Annotated in this window: 9 protein-coding genes; 6 read left to right on the top strand and 3 right to left on the bottom strand. The window is 40.7% G+C overall.

What is annotated here, in order from left to right; all coding sequences use genetic code 11:
* The coding region (locus AC4II3_RS09285; protein WP_488017293.1) for a hypothetical protein at positions 1-239 on the top strand (239 nt) is incomplete at its 5' end.
* Positions 240-266: 27 nt separating this feature from the next.
* Positions 267-2858 carry a CHAT domain-containing protein gene (locus tag AC4II3_RS09280; protein WP_490722807.1) on the top strand — a complete coding sequence of 864 codons (2592 nt, stop codon included), beginning with the start codon at positions 267-269 and terminating at the stop codon, positions 2856-2858.
* Positions 2859-2982: 124 nt separating this feature from the next.
* On the opposite strand, the gene AC4II3_RS09275 is transcribed toward AC4II3_RS09280, so the two are convergent.
* On the bottom strand, positions 2983-5646 hold the full coding sequence (locus tag AC4II3_RS09275; RefSeq protein ID WP_488015682.1) for an AAA-like domain-containing protein: 2664 nt from the start codon (positions 5644-5646) through the stop codon (positions 2983-2985).
* Positions 5595-6890, bottom strand: coding sequence for an AAA-like domain-containing protein (locus AC4II3_RS09270; RefSeq protein WP_488015684.1), 1296 nt, complete (start codon positions 6888-6890; stop codon positions 5595-5597). Before AC4II3_RS09270 ends, AC4II3_RS09275 begins: the two co-directional genes overlap by 52 nt.
* Before the next feature lie 195 nt (positions 6891-7085).
* Here AC4II3_RS09270 and AC4II3_RS09265 point away from each other — a divergent pair, with 195 nt between their 5' ends.
* On the top strand, positions 7086-7241 hold the full coding sequence (locus AC4II3_RS09265; protein WP_488015686.1) for a hypothetical protein: 156 nt from the start codon (positions 7086-7088) through the stop codon (positions 7239-7241).
* A 215-nt stretch (positions 7242-7456) separates the two neighbouring features.
* Here the strand turns inward: AC4II3_RS09265 and AC4II3_RS09260 are convergent, their stop codons facing one another.
* A complete protein-coding gene (locus AC4II3_RS09260; protein ID WP_490722806.1) occupies positions 7457-8710 on the bottom strand; it encodes a tetratricopeptide repeat protein in 1254 nt (417 codons plus the stop codon).
* A 672-nt stretch (positions 8711-9382) separates the two neighbouring features.
* Between AC4II3_RS09260 and AC4II3_RS09255 the strand changes: the two genes are divergently transcribed.
* Genes AC4II3_RS09255 through AC4II3_RS09245 form a run of 3 tightly spaced genes read left to right on the top strand, consistent with a single transcriptional unit; the run spans position 9383 to position 25880 of the window.
* The gene (locus tag AC4II3_RS09255) at positions 9383-11527 is read left to right on the top strand and encodes an AMP-binding protein (RefSeq protein WP_488029254.1); all 2145 of its coding nucleotides are present in this window, start codon (positions 9383-9385) and stop codon (positions 11525-11527) included.
* The gene (locus AC4II3_RS09250) at positions 11502-12725 is read left to right on the top strand and encodes a cytochrome P450 (protein WP_488015321.1); all 1224 of its coding nucleotides are present in this window, start codon (positions 11502-11504) and stop codon (positions 12723-12725) included. The genes AC4II3_RS09255 and AC4II3_RS09250 overlap by 26 nt, the downstream gene beginning before the upstream one ends.
* Before the next feature lie 60 nt (positions 12726-12785).
* Positions 12786-25880, top strand: coding sequence for an amino acid adenylation domain-containing protein (locus AC4II3_RS09245; protein ID WP_488029255.1), 13095 nt, complete (start codon positions 12786-12788; stop codon positions 25878-25880).
* Positions 25881-26020: the final 140 nt, after the last annotated feature.

Genomic DNA, 26020 nt, shown 5'->3' with positions numbered 1-26020 from the left:
ATTACCAGAAAACTAGTCGAGTCTGGGTTGATGTAGACGATTGGCCAGGAAATCGTAAGCGTAGGAACAGACAAGCGCGACAAGGTCAGGATGCAGCCATTAGAACTAAGCGCGAACCTATCATTGAAGCCAATGCCTTAATGGTTGATGAAAACGGAAATATGGAATTAGTGGCTATAGTTGAAGGTACCATAAAACCGCCGGTTTATCAACGAACAAATTGTGTTGGGAATAAATAAATAATTAATGGGGAATGGGCAGAGGTGTTGACTAGGAAATTCGACTTAAAAATTACCTTATCAATCTTAGGATTACTGGGTTTATGGGGAATAGTTATCCCGACACCAGTACAGGCTGTTGTTGAACAATTATCTTTCCCAGATCAAGGATTTGTTGATACAAAAGAAATCGCACAAAAGGCCTTTGGCCACGCTTCGCGATCGGTTTATGACCCCTTAGCAACGGGCAGAAACTATTACAAGGCAGGACAGTTTGCTAAAGCAGCAGCAGCATGGAGTGAAGCGGTTGAAAATTATGGAGTGAAAGGGGATGATCTCAAACAAATCCTAAGTTTGAGTTATTTGTCTTTGGCTTACCAAGAACTAAGTCAATGGGATGTTGCTGAGCAAACAATTACTGAAAGCATCAAGCTCTTGCAGTCTGCTCCTGAAGCTGACCCTCTGATCTGGGCAAAAGTCCTTAACACTCAGGGTAAATTACTGCTCTATACTGGACAAGCTCAAACTGCTTTAGAGACTTGGGAAAAAGCCCAGGAGTTTTACGAGCAAGCAGGTTATGAAATGGGGGCATTAGGGAGTAAAATTAATCAAGCCCAAGCCCTGCAAAGTTTAGGGTTCTATCGCCGCTCGAAAGGTCTGTTGGAAGAGATAAACCAGCAACTAGCTGCTAAACCGGATTCGGTACTGAAAGCCAGTGGACTCAGGAGTTTAGGATTGGCGTTACAAATGGTTGGGGATTTTGCTGCTAGTCAGGAGGTGCTAGGGTCAAGTTTAGCGATCGCTAAACGTCTAGAGGCTGCTCCTGAAATTAGTGCTATCTTGCTCAGTCTGGGAAATACTGCTGCCTATGCCGGGGATACTGAGGCTGCACTAAGCTATTTTCAACAAGGGGAACAAACAGCCCTTAATCCCCTAGACCGCTTGCAAGCTCGACTCAATCTACTGCGCCTGTTTATTCAATCGGAACAATGGCAACAGGTAAATACCCTAGTAGGCCAAATTCAAGGTCAATTGAGGGAATTACCTGCTACTCGTGCTTCTATCTATGGAACGGTTAACCTGGCCGCTAATTTGGACAAAATAGAAGCGCAGCAGCAACCCCTAAATTCTCAAGAATTGAATCAATTGCTAGTCCAAGCGGTCAAGTCAGCTAAAGTCTTGAAAGACCCCCAAGCTGAAGCCTATGCTCTTCGGGAGTGGGGAAAACTTTATGGTCAACAGGGTCAATTATCCGAAGCAATTCGCCTCACCAAGCAGTCTTTAACCATTGCTCAAAGTATTCAATCTACGGATATTATTTACCAAGCCGCTTGGCAGTTAGGAAAACTATTCAAACAACAACAACAACCTGACCATGCCGTAGCAGCTTACACTGAAGCGGTCAATGCTTTAAAATCTCTCAGGGGTGATTTAGTTGCTATCAACCCAGATCTTCAGTTTTCTTTCCGAGAAAGTGTCGAGCCAGTTTACCGGGAATTTGTAGCACTGTTGCTAGAGGGGACTCCTACTCAAGCTGATTTAGCCCAAGCCCGGGAGTTGATTGAATCTCTGCAACTAGCTGAACTGGATAACTATTTTCATGAAGCTTGCTTGGATACTCAGACTGCAAAAATTGATGAAATTGATCCTAATGCAACGGTTATCTATCCGATTATTTTACCTGACCGTTTAGCAGTGATTGTTTCCGCACCAGGTAAATCCCTCGACTACTATGCTACTCCTATACCAGCAGCAGAGGTAGAGAATACTCTCAGAACATTGTTAAGCTATTTCCATCCTGTTTTCACTCCCCAGCAACGCTTACCTTTATTAAAACAGGTTTATGACTGGCTAATTCGACCCGCAGAAGCCAATCAAACCTTAGCCAATAGCAAAACCCTGGTTTTTGTGCTTGATGGCAAGTTTCGTAGAATCCCGATGGCAGCTTTACATGATGGGGACCAATTTTTAGTAGAAAAATATAATCTTTCCCTATCTATCGGTTTACAACTCCTAGAGCCACAACCCTTACGTCAACAGCAATGGAGTATGGTTAGTGCGGGCTTAAGCGAAGCTCGTCAAGGCTTTCGGCCTTTACCGAGTGTGAAAGATGAGATTGAACAAATTACCAGAAACCTGTCAGGCTCGGTACTAGTCAATCAGGAATTCACCCGCAGCAACTTTGCCAGGGAAATGAATAGTAAAAGAAATGTAGTACACTTGGCGACCCATGGTCAATTTAGCTCCAATGCTGAGGATACGTTTCTACTAACTTGGGAGGGTCGCATCAATGTCAAGGAATTGGATCAAGTGCTACGTAGCCGAGCATTTGTTGGAGAAGGAGGGATTGATTTACTGGTTCTAAGTGCTTGTCAAACAGCAATAGGAGATGACAGAGCTGTGTTAGGTTTAGCTGGGTTTGCGGTCAGATCTGGAGCGCGATCTACTATTGGCAGTTTATGGTCAGTGCGTGATGACTCTACAGCGATTTTAATGACTAAGTTTTACGATTACTTGCAACAACCAGGGATAACAAAAGCAGAGGCACTTCGGAAAGCCCAGCTAGATTTGATGACAGACTCTAACTTTAATGAACCTGTATTTTGGGCTCCTTTTGTGTTAGTGGGTAATTGGTTATAATGGCTCTACTAGGGTGGCTATGATCAACTATAGCAATCCGTATAGTAATTGCAATAATTTTTGTTCCTTGTTCCCTAATCCCTAGGAATTTTAAAATAAGGCTGTATAAACAGGATGTTAAAGTCTACCAGTCGCAACGGGAGAATAGATTACTCAGAAAAGACTTGCGCCAAGGTGTCACTGGGGAGTCTGTCCGGAAAGTCACAGTACGATTTTCCTTGGTGTTCCACGGTGCCAATGGTAAGTGACCTTCCTCCGCTTTGTTTTTGTTGAAAATTTCTGCATACCAGTTTACTTTTTCCCACCACTCGTACCATGTTTCATCTAATAATTCATCATACTCTCCCTTGGGTAAGCCACGCTCAGCAATAATTTTGTCTAAGATCTGCTTTTGTACACTGAAGCCAAACTTTCCATCTGAGTGTTTGACCCAAAGGGTGTTAAGAGTACGTAGCTTTTCGCAGGAGCACTGTTCAATATGTTTGAGATCGAGCCAACCTTCTTTTTCTCGCTCAGCGATGTAAAGCATAATACGAACATTTTTTAGGTCAGCATCTCTCCAGTTTGCCGATTTCATAAAGAAGTGAAGTTCAGCTAGGAAGTGATTGAAAAGAGAGTCTTTGACCATTTGATAGTCTCGACCGTTTTCAGATAGTAACTCAATGTATTCTCGATGAAAATTTTCTACGGCATTCGTTGAGAGTATTGACTGTTGTTGAGGAAGAAAGCTAGGTATAGGAATTTCTGTATCGATATCAACGTTCGGAAACTTTTGCCAAGCAGTATCAAGCATATCAAAGGCTTCTTGGTAAGCTTTTAAGGCTTCCTCTATCTTACCTTCTGTTCTCAACAAGCTCCCTTCTACTCTTTTGACATGAACCTGAATTGCCCATTCTTCGGGGACATCTAGATTGGGTTGTGAGGGTAAGAGATTTTTTTCCTTTATCTGTTTAATCCTTTGCCTAGCCTCATTCCACCGTTCGGTTGCTTTATTATCCTGTTCAAAGTCTTGATACTTCTGACTAAGTTGCTGATTTGCTAAAGAAATTGAAGCTAGGAGCATGGCTTGCTTAAGATTGCGCTTGTCTTCTCGGATTAGTGTAGACTTACTGACTTGAACCCATGCCTCTTGTGCTTCAGAATACAGCCCCTTGTGTTGGAGTTCTGCAGCAAGTTCAGAGAGCCTATGAATGGTTTCGATATCTTCTTTGATTATTTTATGAGCAGCTTTAGCTTCCGCTACCATGATCATTTCCTTTCCTGCCACTACTCCTGAAACAATTGCTCCCAATACAGCTATACTTAGCACCATAGCACCAATCTGAATCCGCCGTTGAGCCTTCCGATTCGCCTCAGTTAGTACCTGATTTATCTTCTGGGTTGCTGCCCGATCTTTCCTCTCTCTGTCTAATTCTGCTTCCAGCTTTTCTTGAGCGATTTGCTCCTCAATCCCCTTCTTTTCACTAGCCGCCAAAAACTGTTGATCTAAATAACTTAAATTCTTTCTTTTTGCCCAAGCCTGAGCATCCTTGAGAGCCTTCCCCCGCAACAACAGCGACTCATCCTGACATCCCGACGCCACCCAAGCCCTAAACCCTTCGGAATAAGGACGTAATGCAGCTAATTCTTGTTCAATCCAGTCTTGATTAAAGACTTGATGATAGATACGGTTATAGACTTTAAGAACTGGAAAAGCTCCAACTCTCTGCTTGACTACTAATCCAGATAACTGTAACTTACCTTCCTCAAAACTGTTATTAGCAACAACTTCCCCCTGTTGCCACACTTGCTGATACAATTCCAACAAGTAGGCAGACCGTTGCTCATTACTGAGAATGCGATCGCGTATGGTCTTCAAATGCTCTGGCTCATCGTTAGCTTCCCAGTTCGAGATGATATGCGATCGCACCAATTGCTCAATCCATTCCTTCTCCCCTTGTTTTAAGGGATCGAAAACCGACGCAGAACTAACCACCAACTGACACAGCTTTTGGGTAAGAAAGGGCTGTCCTCCTGTCCAGTCTAAGATTTCCTCGATCACAGCCTGGGGGTTGCTGACCTGTCCCGCCAATCCCCTAACTAACGGCTCAACTTCATGGCGTTGAAAGCCATGTAACTCAACCGCCCGTCCGATATTAAACGGGGTTCGGTCTTTATCTTCAATTAAATCCCCCGGTGTCACCACCCCCAACAGCACAAAACTAAGGCGATTATAAGCAGAATTTTCTGCCCGTTTGTTGTAACAGGCTCGAACTAGGGCAAAGAAGTCATCTTTGAAGCTTAATTGCAGAACACTATCGATTTCATCAATAAAAATAACAATTGGTTGAGCAATATATTCAAACAATACCTCTTTGATAAACTTACCAAAGCACTGCACCGGAGAAATCTTTTGGTGCTGTTGAAGCCAATGGTATTCATCAAACCTATCGTAGAGTTCCAACTCAGACACTAACCCACTAATCAAACCGCCATACCATTCCCGTGGGGGAATCTGTTGCGATCCGAGCATGGTAATATCAATAGAAGCACAAACAATGTCTTCTTGTTGCAACCGTTTTATGGTTTGAACTTTTAGGGAAGACTTACCCATCTGACGGGAATTTAACACATAACAAAATTCCCCTTCTTTTAGGTATTGATACAACTCCTCATCGGCCTGACGTTTGACATAACTGCTAGCATTAAGGGGTAATGCGCCGCCTACTTGATAAATTTGCATAGTCTGGGTTTCCATCATTGGGTCTCCTGGAATCGTGCTTGAAAATACTCGCGATACAACTGACAACGGAGAGTTACCTGATGTGCTTGTAAATGAACTAATCCCATACTGTGTAGTTTGTAAGCTGATCGGGATTCTAAGGGAATCGGACAACTGGCCTCAATCACATCTTTAAAAGCATCAGCCAAAGCTTGGTGTTGCTGTAGCATCTGCCAGAGGTGTCGTAGATGGTTGCGATAAATTCCAGCTTCGGTGGCAGCATTGTTTAATACCTTCTCTAGGGAACCAGTACCATTAAATTTGAGATGGTTAAAGCATTCGCCAATTAAATAGGGATGTCCACCTACTAACCCCTGCAATTGTTCAACCTCAGATGCTGTACAATCAAGTTGGTATTGTTGCGCTAATTCAATAATTTGCTCTTGGGTCAATTCCGGTAACTCAATCGGAACACCAACATTAAACGGGGATTCGTTAAGGTTAAGGGGAATATAAACTTCTGTGGAATGAACCACCACTAATCGGAGCCGTTCTAAACGTTTACCCATCTTGGCTTTCTCATGCCAAGCCCTTAGCATTCCTAAAAAGTCCGATGCCACATCACGATGAGGAAAAACTCGGTCAACCTCATCCAAACATAAGACCACTGGCCTGTTAACCTGCCTTAGCAAATACCGTTCAAAGTAGTTGGTACAAGCCATTTTACTAGTCGATAATCCTTCGTACCAATAATCAGCTAATCGATTAGCTAATCCTAAACTTTCACTGACACAGAAGCTAAACCACTTGAGTAATGAATTAAGATTGCCAAGGTCAGCGTGGTTAGCCAGGTGCAGGTTAATATAAACAGTTTGATAGCCCTGCTGGGCAACCAACTTTCTCAGCACTCTAGCTATCAGTAAGGTCTTCCCCATTAGACTTGGTGCTTTAATTCTCACCAAGGCACCTGGACGTAAAAGTGTTTGATAACAAGTGCTTTCAATGGGAGGGCGTTCAACATAATAGTCAACGTCAGGGATAGACTCGTCCTGATCTAAATCCGGTGTCCACGGATCTGGATTAACGTTGCTATTGCTGGGTGTGCTTTCTTGATCTAGAAAAGCGATCGCTTTCCAGTCTTGCCCCAATTTTTCACTAATTTCTTGAAAATTCAGGTTATCGACAGGTCGGCCATTGAGGTAATTATTGAGGGTTGATAGAGATATCTCCAATTCCTCAGCTAAGTCTTTCTGGCGAGGATAACCGTTGCGCTTAAGAGCTAATTTAACCTGGTCAATAGACTCTGGATGAACTCTGAGTGAGCGAGACATAGTTGTCGGTTCGATGAACTACTCAAACTATAACTATCTTTTATAGTCACTCAGCCCAACTCAGGTACAACTCAGGTACAAGTCGGCAATCAATTATAAGTTGGCCATAACTCACCTGATCTCAATAGCTTCCAAGGTCTGAACTGCTTTAGCCTCAGGGTTTGATGAAGTTGTAGTTCACCTGAAACAATTTTCATGAACAATCTCGAAAGCTTCCAAACCCTTCTGGAAATTGTGTTACTAGTTCTAACCCTCTCTAGTGAATCTCCATTCTTAGGTATTGCTGCTGCTATTTGTGCATTGTTGTATTTGTTAATCGACTCTGAGGATTCAGATAATGGTAAGGAGTGAGGCGGTTGTTTAGCTCCAGAGATGGGAAGATAGGGAGATAGGGAAATGGGGAGATACGGAAATGAAATTGATCTGTACTCGTAATTTCCACCATTGATATAAAGATACCAAATTAATCAATGAATACTTCATCGGAAGTTCCCGATTCCCGATTCCCGATTCCCGATTCCCTGTACTATAGTCGTTAGTTTAACAACTATCGAAATCAAATTATACTACAAATTTTGCCGATTGACTATCTGAATTTTATTGACAAAATAAGCTTTTCGATGCTGCAATGATTCAGCCAAGTCTAGCCCCTTTTGAAATGCTGCTAAGGCTTGAGGATAGTTATTCATATCCATATAAACTTGACCAATTTTGTCGTAAGTATTCATCAAACCATAGTAATTATAGGACTTTTGTTCAACTTGAAGCAAAACCTCATACACTTGCAAGGCAAACTCTGGCTGCTGAGAGGTAAGGTAAAGTTCTGCTAGAGGTTGTAGTGCTTGGCTAGCATGGGCAAACTGCTGTAGAGACCAGGCTAAGGAATAGGCTTCTTGATAGGTTTGACTAGCTTTTTCTGGTTGATTGAGGCTGTTGTAGTCAGATGCGATCGCAATTTTCAGGGCTGGAATCAGGTTATCATTGCCTTGACTGAGGTAAATGTCCACTAATTGCTGCTTTTTGGGCAATGCCTGGTCTGGTTGTTGGTCTTGGTCGTAGATATAAGCTAGCTGTTGTAAATAAGCCACTTCTTGATTTATGCGTTCGCGAAGCGGTTCCAAAGGAACATCGCTCTGAGCTTGAGCCAGTAATTCCTCATAGGTTTCTGCTGCTTTGGGATAATCAAACCAAGCCATGTGCAATTCACCCATAGTCTTCAAGGTAGCCTCAACCGCTGCCATATCGCCCTCGTTTCGAGCATCAGCGAGAATTTGCTCATAGACTGTCAACGCTTGTCCTGGCACTCGGATCTGTTCATAAGCCTTACCCAAAGCTTTTAACAATGGCAGATTGATCGAGTCTTGTGCTTCATTTTCCTGCTGAATCTCTTCCAAGCGTGCCGTAATTAGTTGCACTGACTGCTTATTGTTTTCATTCCAGGCAACTCCTCCTACTCTGCCCAACGTTTGCACTTCTGCCACTGGCTCCCCTAGCACTCGCCGCAGCCGGATTTCCCGATACCAGATGTCAAAGGCTTTCGATTGATTACCAGCTTTGAATTCAGCTTCAGCTTCAGCATTCAGTTCATCCAACGCTTCCTTGAGTCTAGAACGTTCGGAAGGGTTGAGAGGTTCGTCTGGGGATAAGGAAGGAAGGAGGGGATCAGGAGCAGTCAGTTCCAATGGATTGGGATTATCATTATCACTTGATTGGGATAAGGTCACACTAGCAAAACATAAGGGGAGTATAGCAGCGGATAATGCTATGATCATCCACTTGCTTAGTTTGGGTCCGAGAGGATGTAAGCGCAAGGTAGCCATAAGGAAACTAAAGAACGTTACTACCAGTTAGACTAGCGATTTTAGGTTCAAATTGACATCTCCCCATCTGCATCTGTAGTCCTACTTTCAAGAATTGGTATTATTTCTGCCCCCCTGCACTAGTTTGACCGCTTCCGGGACTAAGTTTGTTCCTGCTACCAAGATTTAGGACTGACAAAAGAGGTGTAACTAAAACGACAATATAGTCAGTCCTCCAGAATATACCTATAAATATTGTAAAAATAAGCAAAAGTGTAAAATTTTGTTTAAAAAAATACACTTATACCATTCATTCGTATATCTTAAAATTATCCTGGTTTTATGACAACTTATTATCATGGCGGTTTCCTGAACAAAAACTATTGATAAACTATCCATAATCTGAGTGATAAAAGCTTAATTTATAGATTAAAAAAAACATAATATGGTATTATTGTATGATCTGATTATGTGCTCTTATTTTCAAGACATATTCGCTCAATTATCGGGCTTATTAAAGTAGTAATAATCTTACCTAATAAGCACCTGAATCGATAACAAACTAAGCCAAGCTACGAGCCGTGAATAAGCTAAATAATTCAACTATTACTTGGCTTAATTGTGAATTTATAACTTGATTATTACATTCAAAGCATCTGACTTTTTTGAACTGCTTGTTAAGGGAATAGCATAGTGACGAGTTGTGTAAATGATTTCCCCAATGGGGAGTCAAACTTTTTGACTTTAGTTGATTTATTAGGCGAAAGAGCGCAAGCTCAACCTAATCAGCTCGCCTATATCTTTCTCCTTGACGGAGAAACCGAATCACACAGTCTTACCTATGGGGAATTAGATAGACAAGCCAGAGCGATCGCATCTCATCTCCAATCAATGCCAGGAGAACGAGCTTTACTCTTATACCCTTCTGGATTAGAGTTCATTAGCGCTTTTATGGGCTGCTTATATGCCGGGGTAGTGGCGGTTCCGGTTTATCCTCCCAGACGCAATCAGAAACTATCTCGGTTGCTTTCTATTGTTAATAATGCCCAAGCGTGTATTGCACTGACTACCACATCGATATTGGCTGACCTTGAGCAAAGGTGGGCAAGTGATGCCGAGTTAGCTCAGTTGAAGTTGATAGCTACCGATACCATTGTTGCTGATCGCCAAGAGTTTGCACCATTATCAGTGACAGGGTCGAGTTTAGCGTTTTTGCAATATACTTCCGGTTCCACGGGAACACCGAAAGGGGTGATGGTGACCCATGGCAATATCATCCACAACCAGCAGTTGATTCAGACTGCTTTTGGTCATAGGGAGCAGACTATCTTTGTAGGTTGGTTGCCTTTGTTCCATGATATGGGATTGATTGGTAATGTCCTGCAGCCAATGTATCTGGGAATTCCCTGTATTCTGATGCCTCCAGTGGCATTTATGCAGAAGCCGATTCGTTGGTTAAAGGCGATTTATAACTATAGAGCGACTACCAGTGGCGGACCCAATTTTGCTTATGATTTATGTGTCAAAAAAATTGAAGAAGAACAATTAACAAATCTTGACTTGAGCAGTTGGAATGTGGCTTTCAATGGGGCAGAACCAGTACGGGCAGAAACTCTGAAGCAATTTGGTAAAAAATTTGCGAACTGTGGTTTTAACTACAGAGCCTTTTATCCTTGCTATGGCATGGCGGAGACTACCCTGTTGGCTACCGGTGGTGAAAAGAATCAACAGCCATTGATTCACGGAGTTAAAGCTAAAGATTTAGAACAAAATTCGGTAGTACAGAGTGAGATTTACTCCCCAGAAAGTCTAAAGTTGGTGGGTGTTGGTCATTCTTACCTGGACACAACAGTAATTATCGTTAACCCAGAGTCCTTAACTCCGAGTGAACCAGGACAAGTAGGAGAGATTTGGGTTAGCGGTGGCAGTGTAACTTCTGGGTATTGGAATTGCCCCCAAGCAACACAAGAAACCTTTCAAGCTTATCTAAAGGATACAGGGGAAGGCCCTTTTTTACGTACAGGGGACTTAGGATTTTTTAGTAATGGAGAACTTTTTGTTACAGGAAGACTAAAGGATCTAATTATAATTAGAGGTCGTAATCATTATCCCCAAGACATTGAATTAACTGTCGAAAACAGCAACAATTCTCTACGAAGTCATTGTAGTGCTGCCTTTTCTGTAGAAATAGAAGGAGAGGAGCGCTTAGTTGTTGCTTGCGAGGTAGAACGAAGTTACCTCAGAAAGTTAAATACACAGGAAGTAGTTAAAGGAGTTCGCAAGGCGGTAAGTGAAGAACATGATTTGCAGGTTTACGCTGTAGTTTTGCTCAAGACAGGAAGTATCCCAAAAACATCCAGTGGTAAAATTCAGCATCATGCTTGTAGAACTGGTTTTTTAAATAAAAGTCTAGATGTCGTTGGAGAATGGACGATCAATCTTCAGGAAATGGACTTACCACATTTACCGACAGCATTGGCAATGCAGTTGGAGCAAGTCAAAAATGGAGTAACACAACAGTTATTTTCATATAAAACTAAGTCTAAAAAAGATTTGCAAAAACAAAAATTAGTTTCAACTAAAGAAGAGCTCGAAACTTGGCTTGTCTCCCATATAGCTCATTATCTGAATGTATTACCTGATGAGATTGATGTGAATGACTCCTTTGTTGAATACGGATTAGATTCTTCAGTAGCTTTAACTCTTACAGGTGAATTAGAAACCTGGCTAAATTTGGAGTTACAACCAACTTTGTTCTGGGAATGTTCCAATATTCCTGAATTAATCCAATATTTAGAAGAAAAAATCGAAAATGAACCCAACGAAACTAATATTTAATCCTTTTGCGGCTGAATTTCATCAAAATCCCTATCCGACTTATGCCAAATTAAGAAGAGAAGATCCTATTCACTGGAGTTTGCTTAATGCTTGGGTGATAACTCGTTATGATGATGTAAAAAGCCTACTCCAAGATCCTCGTTTTCAAGTAGACGATTTACCCCTTCGTCTTCAAAATAAAAGCTCTTATCTCAAACAGGGAGACCTCTACACTCTTTCTAAAACCGTGGATAAGTGGCTATTTTTTCAAAAAGCCCCCGAACATACTAGATTAAGGGGTTTAGTGAGCAAGGTTTTTTCTCCTGGTAGTGTGGAGTTAATGCGTCCCTTGATTCAAGCAAATGTCAACGACTTATTAAACAAGGTCAAACCTGATGGCAAAATAGATTTAATTAAGGACTTAGCTAGTCCCCTACCTGCACTGACTGTCACCAATATTTTGGGTTTACCTACTGAAGATTTTGAAAAATTAATTTGCTGGTCTTATGATTTATTTTTTGTCTTCGATCAACCGATGTCCCTAGAAGGTTACCAGAGACAAAATGAAATAGCGATTGAAGCCAGAGAATACTTATTAGATTTTATGGCACAACAACGCCAATATCCTAACCAAGGATTAATTAGCCAATTACAAAGACTAAAAGACCAAGAAAATGGATTAAGTGAGGATGAGATTTTAGGTTTCTGTATTATGTTACTGATTGTAGGGCAAGAAACAACTAAAAGCTTCATCGGTAATGCTATACTAGCTTTAATACAACACCCAGACAAGCTAGCACAACTCAAAAACAACCCTGAGATTACCAATCAAGTAGTCGAAGAATTATTACGCTATGACACTCCAGTGCAAGTAATTGCCCGTTTAGCGACAGAAGAGGTGAAGATGAGAGATAAAACTATTCGCCAGGGTGATAAAGTAATTCTCTGTCTAGGTGCAGCTAACCGCGATCCTGACCAATTTCCAGAACCTGATATTCTTAATGTTAAACGTCCTAACCGTAATCTTCCTTTTGGTGGGGGTATTCATTTCTGTTTGGGTGCCTTTATTGCTAGAGTACAGGGGCAAATCGCGATTAATACTATAGTACAAGATTTAGCTAACATACAATTAGCTACAGATAAGTTAGATTGGCGTGAAAGTATTACCCTCAGAGGGTTAAAAAGTTTACCATTAACATTTAATACGAATCTAAGGTAGATAATAAACCTTCCAAATTACTATACCCTAGTTCAGCAAAAGCTGTTGATAGAAATAATAATGACTTTACTAACTTTAGTCGATATTCTCTTATATAGAGCGCAAAATCAGCCCGATCGCCAAGCCTATATCTTCCTCGAAAACGGAGAAATAGACTCAGGGAGTCTAACCTACGGGGAATTAGACCGACAAGCCAGAGCGATCGCATCTCATCTCCAGCAATGGCAAGGAGAACGGGCTTTATTGTTATATCCTTCAGGATTGGAGTTTATTGCAGCTTTCTTTGGCTGTTTGTATGCTGGGGTAGTAGCGGTTCCGGTTTATCCTCCCAGGCGTAATCAGAAATTGTCTCGGTTGCTTTCTATCGCCAATGATGCTCAAGCAAAAATAGCTCTAACAACTAGATCGACATTAGCTAACATTGAGACAAGGTGGGAAGAGGAAGCAGAGTTAGCCCAGTTGACGTTGGTAGCTACAGATACAATTGAAGCTAATGGTCAAGAATTTCTCCCTAAATCAGTCACATCAGAGAGTTTGGCGTTTTTGCAATATACTTCCGGTTCTACGGGAACACCAAAAGGGGTGATGGTGACCCATGGAAATATCATCCACAACCAGCAGTTGATTCAACAGGCTTTTGGTCATACTGATCAGAGTATCGGTGTTGGTTGGTTGCCTTTGTTCCATGATATGGGATTGATTGGTCATGTTTTTCAACCTATTTACGTGGGATTTCCCAGTATTCTGATGCCACCAGTAGCGTTTCTCCAGAAGCCGATTCGTTGGTTAAAAGCGATTTATAACTATAGGGCAACTACTAGTGGGGGACCAAATTTTGCTTACGATCTATGTGTCAAAAAAGTTCAACCAGAACAATTAGCTAATCTTGACTTGAGCAGTTGGGATTTAGCTTACAGTGGGGCAGAACCAGTACGAGCAGAAACTCTAACACAATTTAGCCAAAAATTTGCGAACTGTGGTTTTAGCGAAACTGCATTTTATCCTTGCTATGGCATGGCGGAGACTACCTTATTTGCTACCGGTGGGGAAAAAAATCAATTACCGGTGATTCAGGAGGTATTGGCAGGAGAACTAGAACAAAATTTGGTAGTAGAGAGTGAGATTTCCTCCCCAGAAAGTCGAAGATTTGTGGGATGTGGTCATCCTTACCTGGACACAACAGTAACTATTGTTAACCCAGAATCATTAACTCGTTGTGAAACAGGACAAGTAGGAGAGATTTGGGTATCTGGTGAGAGTGTTGCCTCTGGGTATTGGAATCGTCCCCAAGCAACACAAGAAATGTTTCAAGCTTATCTGAAAGATACAGGGGAAGGACCTTTTTTGCGGACAGGGGACTTGGGATTTCTGCTCAAAGGTGAGTTATTTGTGACTGGACGACTCAAGGATATGATCATTATCCGGGGTTGTAATTATTATCCCCAAGATATTGAATTAACCCTTGAAAACAGCCATTCTGCTTTACGAAGTCATTGTAGTGCTGCCTTTTCTGTGGAGAGAGAAGGAGAGGAGCGCTTAGTTGTTGTTTGTGAGTTGGAACGAACTTACCTACGGAAGCTGAATACAGAGGAGGTAGTTAGAGCAATTCAAATTGCCGTATCCACAGAACATGAATTAGACGTTTATGGGGTTGTATTGTTGAAAACTGGGAGTATTCCTAAGACCTCTAGTGGAAAGATTCAACGTCGTGCTTGTAAGCAAGGATTTTTAGAAGGGAGTTTAAAGGTCGTAGGCCAGTGGCAAAGAACTCTTGAAACTACTCCTCAGATAAGTAGTTTAAGTTCCCCTCTAACTCCTCAAGATGATTCCTCTGCTACCCCGTCAAAAACGGTGGCAGAAATCTCAGCCTGGTTAATCAACAAAATTGCTGAACTCTTGCAACTAGCACCAGAAAAAATTGACAGTAGACAACCCTTAGCTGTCTATGGTTTGAATTCTATCAAAGCTGTGAACATTGCAACGGAATTAGAAGAATGGTTGGGAATTTCGGTTACTCCAACTATTGTGTATGACTATCCCACTATTCAGGCACTAGCTAACTATTTGGGGCAAACAACTCCCTCGTTAGAATCCTCTGCTTTTGTTTCCAATCCTCAGAGTGCAACCGAAGCAGTAGCAATCGTTGGTAAGGGGTGTCGTTTTCCAAAAGCTAATAATCTCCAAGCTTTCTGGTCTTTATTGCGCTCAGGTGATGATGCTATTACTAAAGTCCCAGTCTTTCGTTGGCAATCAGACAATAGTTGGGGTGGTTTTTTGGAGCAAGTTGACCAATTTGATCCCCACTTTTTTAGTATTTCTCCCCGGGAAGCTTGCAACATGGATCCGCAACAAAGATTGTTGTTAGAAGTTAGTTGGGAGGCATTAGAAAACGCAGGATTAGCAGCAGAAGGATTAGCCGGAAGTCGAGGTGGGGTTTTTATCGGTATTAGTAGTGGAGATTATGCCAACTTAAACGGAAACCTTACTAATACCGAAGCCTACTATGGTACGGGTAATGCCTTGAGTATTGCTGCCAATCGTTTGTCTTACTTCTTGGATTGGCATGGACCGTCTTGGGCTGTAGATACAGCTTGCTCATCATCATTAGTAGCAGTTCATCAAGCTTGTCAAAGTTTGTTGCAAAGGGAGTGTAATCTGGCTTTAGCTGGAGGAGTAAATTTAATGTTGACTCCTCAATTAACTTTGACTTTTTCTGAGGCTCAAATGATAGCAGCAGACGGTCGCTGTAAGACTTTTGATGCGGCTGCTGATGGTTATGTACGTTCAGAAGGCTGCGGAGTAGTTGTACTTAAACGTCTTTCTGATGCTTTGGCTAATGGAGACAATATTCAGGGAATTATCAGAGGTTCTGCCGTGAATCAGGACGGTCAAACTAATGGACTAACTGCACCAAATGGCAAATCTCAACAAGAGGTAATTCACCTAGCATTAGCTAATGCCCGAGTCAAATCGAATCAAATTAGTTATGTGGAGACACACGGGACTGGCACTTCTTTGGGAGATCCGATTGAGGTGAATTCTCTCAAAGCAGTGCTGATGTCAGGTAGGGAGTCAAATCAACCTTGTTGGATTGGTTCGGTAAAAACCAATATTGGTCACACAGAAGCTGCTGCGGGGATTGCTGGTTTAATTAAGGTGGTCTTGTCATTAGAACACGGTGAGATTCCACCTCACCTTCACTTGAAACAGTTAAATCCCTATATTGAACTTGAGAATACTGCTATTGAAATTCCGACGCAACTTCAGTCATGGTCATCGGGGGAACAACCAAGACTAGCAGGGGTTAGTGCTTTTGGTTTTGGCGGTACAAATGCCCACGTCATTGTAGAAGAAGCCCCAGGACGAGGCAAAAGGCAAAAGGCAAAAGGCAAAAGTGAAGAGTTAAGTGAGCGTACTCACCATATATTAACTTTATCTGCAAAATCTGAAAAAGCTCTGCTTCAGTTAGCACAATCTTATGAAAAATTTTTAGGGAATAATTCTACAGCTGCGATCGCAGATATTTGTTTCACTGCCAATACAGGGCGATCGCACTTTAACCATCGTCTAGCCATTATCACCTCTGACCAACAAGAATTAGCCGATCAATTAGCCAAAATCAGTGTGGGCGAAGAACCTAATGGTGTATTTTCTGGAAAACTTAGTAATAATAAAGCACCTAAAATTGCCTTCCTGTTTACAGGACAAGGTTCTCAGTACATCAACATGGGAAGACAACTCTATGAAACTCAACCCGTCTTCCGTCGAACCTTAGACCAGTGCGAGCAAATTCTACAATCTTATTTAGAAAAATCTATTTTAGATGTTATTTATCCTGAAAATACTCAACAATTAAATAGTTCTCTCCTTGACCAAACTGCTTACACCCAACCAGCCCTATTTGCCATTGAATATGCGCTCTTTCAGTTATCGCAATCCTGGGGAATAAAACCGGATGTGGTGATGGGGCATAGTGTAGGAGAATATGTCGCAGCCATAGTAGCAGGAGTATTTAGTTTAGAAGATGGATTAAAATTGATAGCCCATCGGGGAAGGTTAATGGAGCAGTTACCGGATGGGGGTGAGATGGTAGCGGTGATGGCATCAGAGGAGCAAGTCAAGCAACTGATTGCCCCCTACATAGAACAAGTGCCGTTGGCGAAGCCCGCCGTAGGCATCGCTGCCATCAACGGACCCCAAAGTGTGGTTATTTCCGGTGCAGCAGAAGCAATTAGGACAGTTAAGGAAATTTTAGAAGCGGAAGGAATTAAGACCAAACAGCTACAAGTATCCCATGCCTTCCACTCACCCCTGATGGAACCAATGTTGAAGGAGTTTGAAACAGTAGCTAATCAAATCACCTATAATCTACCTCAGATTCCACTGATTTCAAATGTAACAGGAACCAGAGTAGACCAGAGTATTAGCACAGCTAACTATTGGGTAAATCATGTCCGCCAACCAGTGAAGTTCGCCCACAGCATGGAGAACTTGTATCAAGAAGGTTATCAAGTCTTCCTAGAAATCGGTCCCAAACCAATATTGTTAGGAATGGGAAGGCAATGTTTACCAGAAGATGTGGGAGTTTGGTTGCCTTCTCTGCGTCCCGGTCAAGAAGACTGGCAGCAAATGCTACAAAGTTTGGCTGAGTTATATGTGCGGGGAGTCAAAGTTGATTGGTTGGGATTTGACTGTGATTATGCTCATAATAAAGTAGTATTGCCCACCTATCCATTCCAAAGAGAACGGTATTGGATAGAGACACCACCACAAAAAAATAAAAAAACTGAGTCATCCTCACAACTTACATTAGTACCTAACACTAATCTCCCCTATCATATTTTTTGTCTATCAGGTTCCAGCCAAGAGGAATTATTAACTTTAGCAAAACGCACAGTATCTGTTATCAAACAAAATCCTGAGATAGAACTTGACAATCTTTGTTTCTTAGCAAATACCAAGAAATCAAATTCTGAGCATCGCTTGGCAATTGTAGCTAAATCGACTTTAGACATTCAAAGTAAACTTAATGACTTTATAGAAGGGAAACCGGTTACTGACTTATTACAAGGAAATCTTAACAAACGTCAAATTTCTAAGATAGCTTTTATCTTTAGCGGTCATGGTTGTCAATATCATGGCATGGGTAAAGAACTCTACGAAACTCATCCTATTTTTCGTCAGGCTTTTGATGAGTGCGAACAAATTATCAGTTCCCACATCGAAGAGTCTTTATATGAATTCTTGTACTCTGATGCAGCAAAAATAGAATTAAAATTGGAAAGAATAGACTATAGTAGTCCCGCTCTATTTACCCTTCAGTATGCTTTAGTTAAATTATGGAAATCTTGGGGAATAGAACCTTCTTTAGTTTTTGGGCCTAGTTTGGGAGAGAATGCGGCAGCTCATACGGCAGGAGTTTTTGATCTTAACTCAATATTAACAAAAATTGCTCTTGTCAATAAGCAAGTAAAACAAACCTTATTGCCAAATAATAAAACAATTGGAGTAATTACATCTGAAGAAAAATTAAAACAAATCATTAAACCTTACAGTAAGGATATTTCAATTATTAGTTATGGGAGTTCTAGAAATGTAATAACCGGCTCACATCTGGCAATAGAAGCAGTCAAAAAAGAGCTAAAAGAACAAAAAATTGTACACATGCAAATGCCTGGAGATCCTTATGGGTTTCATTCCAGTAACATTGATGGTTTTTCAAAAAAACATAATGAAATACTCAAAAATCTTAATTACTCAATACCACACACTGATTATTTATCTACTGTTACGGGGGAGCTAGTTAGCTCAGAAGTCATAACTCCGGAATATTGGATAGCACATTTAAGACAGCCAGTACAGTTATCTAAAACATCAAAAACTCTTTATCAGCTAAGTTATGAAGCATTTGTAGAAATCGGACCTCAAGCTATTGCTTTAGGCGCTGTACGTGCATGTTTTCCTGAAAAAGAAGGAATATGGCTTCCTAGTTTACGTAAATTAGGTTCTGACTGGAAGCATATATTGACAACATTAGGACAACTTTACGTTCTGGGGACATCTGTCAATTGGGAAGGTTTCTATCAATGTTACCCTCAGCGTCAAGGGTCATTGTCAGAAAATATATTTGGGGAAAATTCTGAGGAAACACCTATTCTTAAGAGTTTAAGCAACGGGGATATTGAACAGGTCAATCAACTATTGCAAGCTACAGGAGAACTCTCTGATGTAGAAAAATTACTAGCACCTAAGTTACTGAAGTTACTTTTAAAACAACATCAAAAACAATTAAATTTAGAGCAAAATGTAGAAAATTGTTTCTATGAATTAGTATGGAAGCCTTTGCCTCTCAATCCTCATCAACTTTCTCCAAATAATTTAGAAAATACATCTCAACACTGGCTAATTTTTGCAGACTCTAGCCAAATTGGGATAACTCTAGCTCAATTCTTACAAAAAGAAGGTCATCTTTGTACTTTAATATATCCAGATCATAACTATAGCGATCGAGAAACAAGAGTTTATGGTGTCACACCTGATGATGCTGAAGATTTTAAAAGATTATGTCAAGAAATAAAAGATGGTAGTTCATCATCTGTGACAGGAATTATTCATCTTTGGAGTTTAAATACAGAGTTTGCGGAAGAATTGACTCATGATAATTTAGAAAAAGCCAAGATTTTAGGTTGTGGTAGTGCATTATATCTTTTACAAGCACTGAAACCCATTATTAACTCTCAGATGTCTAATTTATGGTTAATTACTAAAGGGTGTCAAAATGTAACAGCCAATTCAAACAACCTACAACTACAAGAGACACTTTTATGGGGTTTAGGGAAAGTAATAGGGTTAGAACATCCCGAATATGGATGTCGATGTTTAGATTTAGAGGCTCAGTCTGAGATTATTGATTCAGCATCAATATTACTCAAAGAAATTTTAAATTGTGATTCTGAAAACCAAATAGCTTATAGTCAAGGGTTACGTCATGTAGCTCGACTAGTTCCACAAGAAAAACAGTTGGAGGATCAACCAAAACACTTATCTATTCAATCTCACGCCAGTTATCTCATTACTGGTGGTCTTGGTGCTTTAGGATTAGAAGTCGCTCAGTGGTTAGTAGAGCAAGGGGCTAGAAATATTATCTTAAGCTCACGTAGAGAATCCTCAGCAAAGGCTCAAAAAATCATAAAAAACCTAACCAACAAGGGAGCAAACATTTCAGTTTTATTAGCGGATATTTCTAAACAGCAAGAGATAGCTCAAATAATCAAAATAATTAAGTCATCTTTGCCTCCCCTGAAAGGAGTAATTCATGCAGCAGGAATTATAGATGATTGTTTATTACAACAGATGAGTTGGTCTGGTTTTGTGAACGTTATTGCTCCAAAAGTCAATGGTGGTTGGTATTTGCATAAGCTAACTCAAGATATTCCTCTAGACTTTTTCGTTTGCTTCTCCTCAATGGCTTCAATTATCGGTTCACCTGGTCAAGGAAACTATGCTGCTGCTAATGCCTTTATGGATGCTTTAATTCATTATCGCCAATCCCTGGGATTGCCAGGATTAACTATTAACTGGGGACCTTGGGGTAAAATAGGTATGGCTTCTCGTCTGGGGGATAATTATCAAACTCAGATGGCATCTTCTGGGATTAATTTTATAACTCCAGAGCAAGGAATAAAGGCTCTTAATTGCTTAATATCTAAGTCCGAGCCACAAATAGGGGTATTTAATATTGACTGGCATCAGTTTAAGCAAGGGTTATCTCAGAACATCAATATGCCTTTGTTAGAGGAGTTGATTTCAGTTAAATCTATTCCGACCGAAGAAAAAAATAGCTTTTTATCAGAGTTAAAAAAACTTTCGGCTACTGAAAGAGAAAAGAAGTTAAATCATTATCTTCAAGATTGTGTTGCCAAAGTTTTGGGGATGAGAACAAATCAGATAGATGTAGAACAACCTTTAATGAGTATGGGTGTTGACTCACTCATGGCCATAGAAATACGTAATCAAGTTCAAACAGATCTAGAAGTAGATATTCCCATTACTAAATTGATGGAAGATGTTAATCTTACTACTCTAGTCATTGAGCTTAACGAGCAACTTACTCAGAGGGATACAGAACAGAACCTATCTGCAAAAAAAGAGGAAACACTACCCACTGATGTCTATCCTCTTTCCTCTGGTCAAAAAGCTCTTTGGTTTTTATGGAAATTAGAACCAAAAAGTAGTGCTTATAATCTGAGCTATAGCTGCCGTGTTTATTCAAAAATAAGTGTCAAAATTATAAGGAAAACTTGGCAAATATTGTGCGATCGTCATCCTTTATTACACAGTGTTTTTATTCAAAAAAAAACTGAACCAGTTCAAAAGATAATTCATTATAAAAAATTAGATTTTGAGGTAGTAGATGCCTCTAAAATGAATAGTTCAGAACTTGAGCAAAAAGTCAATTCAGAATCCCAACTCCCCTTCGATCTGGAAAATCAACCAGTAATCAGACTTCGATTATTCCATCTTTCTGTTTCCGAACATATTCTCTTACTGACCATCCATCATATTGCTGTTGATGGTTGGTCTATGGGAATACTGATCGAAGAATTTAAGCTCATATATAAAGCAGTATTATTAGGAACAAAGTCTTCTCTTCCTCCTCTTCAAAATACCTACCGAGATTATGTTAGCTGGCAAAGAAATTTATTGGCAGGAAAATCTGGAGAAAAACTATGGGAGTATTGGCAAGAAAAACTGCAAGGGGATTTACCAGTACTAAATTTACCTACCGATAAACCTCGACCAGCCCTACAAACTTATAATGGCTCTTCTGTTAAGTTTGGTTTATCAAAGCAATTAACGATAAAACTGAAAGAACTAGCAAAACAAGAAAAAGTAACCCTTTATACCCTAATTTTAGCCGCCTACAACGTTCTTATTCATCGCTTATCAGGACAAGACGAAATATTAGTTGGTTCTCCTACTTCTGGCAGAACAAGATCTGAGTTTGTGTCTGTAGTTGGTTATTTTGTCGATCCAATAGTAATACGAGCTAATCTTTTTGGTAATCCTAGTTTCCAAGATTTTCTCAGTCAAATTCGCCAAACAGTAGTCGAAGCCTTAGCACATCAAGATTTTCCTTTTGCTTTATTGGTAGAGCGACTACAGCCAGAAAGAGATCCTAGTTATGCCCCTATATTTCAAACGATATTTGCTCTGTACAACTCGACACAAATGGAGAGCTTTCATAAATTTATTGTCGGAGAACAGAATATAGAGGGACTAAAAATAGAGCCTTGGGAAATAAGGCAACAAGAAGGTTTATCTGATTTATATCTAGAAATGCTAGATGATGGCACATCTGTGATGGGTTCTTTCAAATACAACACCGATTTATTTAAGGAAGAAACCATTTCTCGGATGGCCAGTCATTTCCAGACTTTGTTAGAGGGCATTATCGTTAACCCTCAAGAGAAAGTGGGTCAACTTCCTTTGTTAACTGAGATCGAACGCCATCAATTGTTGGTGGAATGGAATGATACTGCAACAGAATATCCCACTGATAAATGTATCCATCAATTATTTGAGGAACAAGTACACAGAACGCCAGATGCAGTGGCGGTGGTGTTTGAGCAACAGCAATTAACCTATCGTCAGTTGAATCAAAAAGCGAATCAACTTGCCCATCACCTGACAAGCTTGGGAGTAAAACCAGAAGTATTGGTGGGGATTTGCGTAGAACGTTCAGTAGAAATGGTGGTGGGACTGTTGGGGATACTTAAGGCAGGTGGCGCTTATGTACCCCTTGATCCCAGTTATCCCCAAGAACGGTTGAGTTATATGTTGGATGATTCAGGGGTTGAGGTCTTGTTGACTCAACAGTCTTTATTGACATCTTTACCGCCAAACGAAGCCCAAGTCGTTTGCCTGGATAGCCATGGGGAAGCTACTCTACAAGAGAATCAGGAGAATCTTGATATTGGGGTCGGTTTAAATAATTTAGCTTATGTAATCTATACTTCTGGTTCTACGGGACAACCTAAGGGAGTGCTGATTCCTCACAGGGCGATTCATAACCATATGTGCTGGATGCAGCAAACCTTTCCTCTAGAGACAACAGATAAAGTCCTGCAAAAGACCTCTTTTAGCTTTGATGCAGCTGTTTGGGAATTCTATGCTCCCTTATTGGCCGGTGCTCAGCTCGTCCTCGCACAACCTGGTGGACAACAAGATAGGGACTATCTCATTGAGACAATTATTAATCAAAAAATTACCATCCTTCAGCTTGTACCTTCTCTGCTGAAGATGCTATTAACCCACGAAGCATTTAGTCAATGTCAATCACTCCGGCGAGTTTTCTGTGGCGGTGAAGCTCTCTCTATAGAGTTACAGAAACAATTTTTTGCTCAGTCCAATGCATCCTTGTATAACCTTTATGGCCCGACAGAAGCTTGTATTGACTCAACGTTCTGGACTTGTCAAAGGCATAGTCTACAACAAACTATTCCCATTGGTCGTCCCATTGCGAATCTGCAAACTTATGTGCTGGATGTAAACTTGCAATTGCTTCCAGTTGGTGTTATCGGTGAGTTACACCTGGGCGGAACCGGACTAGCGCAAGGTTATCTCAACCGTTCTCTGCTAACCGCAGAGAAATTCATTCCCAATCCTTTTGGTGAAGGCTGCTTATATAAAACGGGGGACTTAGTCAAATATCGTTCCGATGGTGCAATTGAGTATTTTGGACGTATTGACCATCAAGTTAAAATTCGCGGTTTTCGTATTGAACTGGCTGAAATTGAACAAAAGCTCCGTTTATACAAGCGTAAAATAGAGCATAATTTACCCAATAATAAAACCACAAAACTATCGGTTAATTCGTCAAACTATCAACGTTGTAATACTTGTTTGATTACCTCCATGCATCCAGAAATTACCTTTGATAATTTTGGTGTTTGTAGCGTTTGTCGTTCTTATGAAGAGTACCAAGAACAAGCCAAGAGGTACTTTAAAACCCTCAAAGACTTTCAAGCCTTAATGAGCGAGGCTCAGCAGCAAGGCGAGTATGACTGTATGCTGCTCTATAGTGGTGGCAAAGATAGCTCCTATGTCCTCTACCGCCTGGTGGAAATGGGTTACAACGTTCTTGCCTTTACTTTTGACAATGGGTTCATTTCCCCAACAGCGATCGCTAATATCCAACGTCAAACTCACAGGCTTGGGGTGGAAAGCATTATCGCCCAGACTGAACATATTAACGAAATTTTTGTTGAGAGTTTAAATACAGACTCTACCGTCTGTTCAGGTTGCTTTAAATCCTTGACGGCAATCAGTACTAAGCTTGCTAAAGAAAAAGGGATTAACGTGATTATTACTGGCTTATCCCGTGGACAGATTTTTGATACTAAATTAGTGGGATTGTATGAGCAGGGAATCTACGAGCCTGAGGCGATAGAAGAAAAACTACTCCTTTTCCGCAAGATGTACCATACTCAGGAGGATTGGACGACTCGGTTGCTTCAGGTTGATGTACAAGACGTACCCTTCGAGCAAATGTATTTCGTCGATTTCTTCAGATATGATCGAACACCCGTTGAAGAAATCAATAATTTCCTTAAAGCCCGCGATTCTTACTGGCAAAAACCAAAGGATACGGGTTTTTGTTCCTCGAATTGCATGATGAATGATGTGGGTATTTGCGTACATTCTGCCCAAAAGGGATATCACAACTATGAAGCCCCGTTAAGCTGGGATATTCGCCTGGGCATTAGTCAACGAGCAGATGCTTTAGCAGAAGTTGAATCCCCGATTGACGTTAAGAGAGTGGGAAAAATACTGGATAAAATTGGCTATTTTTCTAAGGAAGTTCAGGATGCGGTGATTTTAGTTCAGGAAGATGGAAAAAGCAGTCAGTCCTTATGTGCTTATTTTGTTGCCAATCAACGGTTAACAGCATCAGAGTTACGTGCATACCTCGCCGCGAGTTTGCCAGATTACATGATCCCGTCGCACTTTGTTCAACTAGATAAGATGCCGCTGACTCCCAACGGTAAAGTAGACCGCAAAGCACTACCAGCACCCGACGGGGCAATTAGCCGAGAACATGAATACGTAGCGCCACGAACACCAACTGAAAAAATATTAGCAAATATCTTCTCTTCAGTTTTAGGTGTCCAAAATGTAGGTCTCCACGACAACTTTTTTGAACTGGGCGGTCATTCCCTTGTCGCTATCCGTCTCATGTCCTTAATTCAACAACAATTTCCAAAAAATTTCCCCCTAGCTACCCTTTTCCAAAATCCAACTATTGAAAAACTCGCCAGCCTTCTCCACTCTTCAGTAAATACATCTGACTCCATCTTAGTGGGTATTAAAACCAGTGGAAATCAACCTCCATTATTCTGTATTCATCCTGTTGGTGGCAATGTCTTGTGTTATGGAGACCTAGCTCGTCATTTAGATAGCGATCGCCCAATATATGGGTTACAATCTCTCGGTTTAGATGGGCAACAGCAACCCTTAACGTCTGTTGAGGAGATGGCATCCCATTATATTCAGGTAATACAGCAAATTCAACCCCAAGGACCATTACACCTAATTGGCTGGTCTCTCGGAGGTGTAATTGCCTATGAGATGGCACAACAATTACAGGCTAAAAATACTCCAGTGGGTCTTCTAACGTTAATAGACAGTTATGCACCCACTGTAATTCGGATGCCTTCAGAAATAGATCAAGCCATAATAATAAATCAATTGGCTCAAGATTTGGGAGGTATCTATGGTCAAGAGTTAGATATATCCAATGAAACACTGAGAAAACTCGAAGCATCCGAGCAAGTTTTGCATCTATTTGAGCAAGCCAAACAGCAAGGGATATTTCCATCAGATATAAAAATAGAGCAAATGCGGTCTTTATGGGAAGTTTTTAAAGCAAATCTAGCTGCAAACTATCATTATCAACCGCAAGCTTATCCAGATTCAGTTCTCCTTCTAAATGCTAGTAAAACTTCCCAAGCAGTAATTGAAGACCCAACCCACGGCTGGGGTTCTTTAGTTCTAGGTGACATCCAAACTCACACTATTACTGGAGACCATTACACCATTATGAAAGCACCTCAAGTTGAGGGGCTGACTGCAAAATTGAACAAGTATCTATAAACCTTATCAAAAATGAACAGACTTAAGTAATAAATCATTTTTTATTTGTAATACAGCACCAATTATTCTACAGCTTGGTTATTTTTTTTAGGGATAATTTATAACAATCAACAGTTCTGGTCGAACCACGTAATAATACA

The organism is Moorena sp., from assembly GCF_982860115.1.
Note: the sequence above shows the minus strand (reverse complement) of the source record. Positions and strands in the feature narration are given on the sequence as shown.

Excerpts from the sequence above, each read along its gene's own strand:
- AC4II3_RS09270 (WP_488015684.1), bottom strand. The coding sequence starts at position 6,890 with ATGTCTCGCTCACTCAGAGTTCATCCAGAGTCTATTGACCAGGTTAAA.
- AC4II3_RS09265 (WP_488015686.1), top strand. The coding sequence starts at position 7,086 with ATGAACAATCTCGAAAGCTTCCAAACCCTTCTGGAAATTGTGTTACTA.
- AC4II3_RS09260 (WP_490722806.1), bottom strand. The coding sequence starts at position 8,710 with ATGGCTACCTTGCGCTTACATCCTCTCGGACCCAAACTAAGCAAGTGG.
- AC4II3_RS09250 (WP_488015321.1), top strand. The coding sequence starts at position 11,502 with ATGAACCCAACGAAACTAATATTTAATCCTTTTGCGGCTGAATTTCAT.
- AC4II3_RS09245 (WP_488029255.1), top strand. The coding sequence starts at position 12,786 with ATGACTTTACTAACTTTAGTCGATATTCTCTTATATAGAGCGCAAAAT.